The sequence below is a fragment of the Gilliamella sp. wkB108 genome (assembly GCF_001690195.1).
GTDB classification, from domain to species: Bacteria; Pseudomonadota; Gammaproteobacteria; order Enterobacterales; family Orbaceae; genus Gilliamella; species Gilliamella apicola_L.
In genome coordinates this window covers 1-1,362 of record NZ_LZGM01000111.1, presented here as the reverse complement: position 1 = coordinate 1,362, position 1,362 = coordinate 1, and the positions used below count along the sequence as shown (strand labels likewise).

Sequence of the window (1,362 nt, the reverse complement as noted above, 5' to 3'; positions counted from 1 at the left end):
GGTTTAATCGGGTGACTCGGCAAGTCTATATTCAGCGCCCCAAATATTGTGGCGGTACGGTCGTGTTTAAGTGGGAACATATTATGCCCGCTAATTTTAGCAACTCAGACTCAGATATGGGTGGTACCAATATGGTAAATCTGATGAGCTTTCACCCATATAAAACAGGCTTTCCGGTTGCTCAATCGGTGGGGATTGGTAAAAATACCTATAATTCGCAAGATTATAAAGATGAATGGGAATTTATTCGCCGTTATATGGAGGAAGGCCCGGATAACCTACCCAAACCTTGGCTCAGTACGCATCTACCGATGCCTTTACATGGTTTAAGTGGACATATAAAACCGATGATCCATGCTGCAAAAAATGCCCCAACATTCTGGATGTACATTTTATTGATACCGGTATTTTTAATATTATTACCGTTTTACACGATAGGGTACTTTATTTCGGAATGTTTATGCTGGCAACCACGCTGGCCAAAAGTCATTCGTCAAGCTGGTCGAAAAGGGAAAACCGTACCGAAAGAAACCACCTTATCAGACTATCCACCCAGTGTACAACAAGCGATTTTAGATAATCGTATCGAATGGGGTGTGCGAGATGATAAAACCGGAAAATTGATTGATTATGGTAATTCTTAATATGATAGCAAAAAGGTGAACAATCCGGAGCAAATTATTAAGGACAGTTTGAAATGTATATCGGTGAATTTTTATTGTGGTTTGGCAGTTCAATTAAAGCATCAACGCGCAAAAAGTTAGAAAAAGATTATTTTGATGGCGATATGAAGCTTAGCGAAGTGCAAAAAGACTATACCAAAGAATCAGTTAGTAATAACCCACGCCCAATAGGTCCTTATTATGCCTATAACGATCGTTATTTAGAAATACGTGGTGGTATGTTTGAAAATTTCCGTGGGATTGTTACTTGGATTAGTTTATTTATATTTTTTATTCCGGCTTCTGGTGTTTTTTTTGCATTAAAAACTGCTTTTAGATTATATACTAATCAATGGGATAGCAATAAGATTGGATCTGGTATTTTCGCTATGATTTTTTTTTCAATTATATTTTTAGTTTCATTATATTTATGTGTTCGTTACTTTCGTTATGTTTATCGTTTAGAGTTATTTACTCTGCGCCATATTCGGGTGAGGTTTAATCGGGTGACTCGGCAAGTCTATATTCAGCGCCCCAAATATTGTGGCGGTACGGTCGTGTTTAAGTGGGAACATATTATGCCCGCTAATTTTAGCAACTCAGACTCAGATATGGGTGGTACCAATATGGTAAATCTGATGAGCTTTCACCCATATAAAACAGGCTTTCCGGTTGCTCAATCGGTGGGGATTGGTAAAAA

1 protein-coding gene and 1 pseudogene are annotated in these 1,362 nt (G+C 38.0%); both read left to right on the top strand.

The genetic code is table 11. From position 1 onward, the window contains the following. On the top strand, positions 1 to 644 hold a 644-nt coding region (locus tag A9G11_RS14505), incomplete at its 5' end, for a DUF6708 domain-containing protein (RefSeq protein ID WP_218056135.1). A gap of 53 nt (positions 645 to 697) precedes the next feature. Then, positions 698 to 1,362, top strand: a pseudogene (locus A9G11_RS12220) (hypothetical protein); the annotation flags it as partial.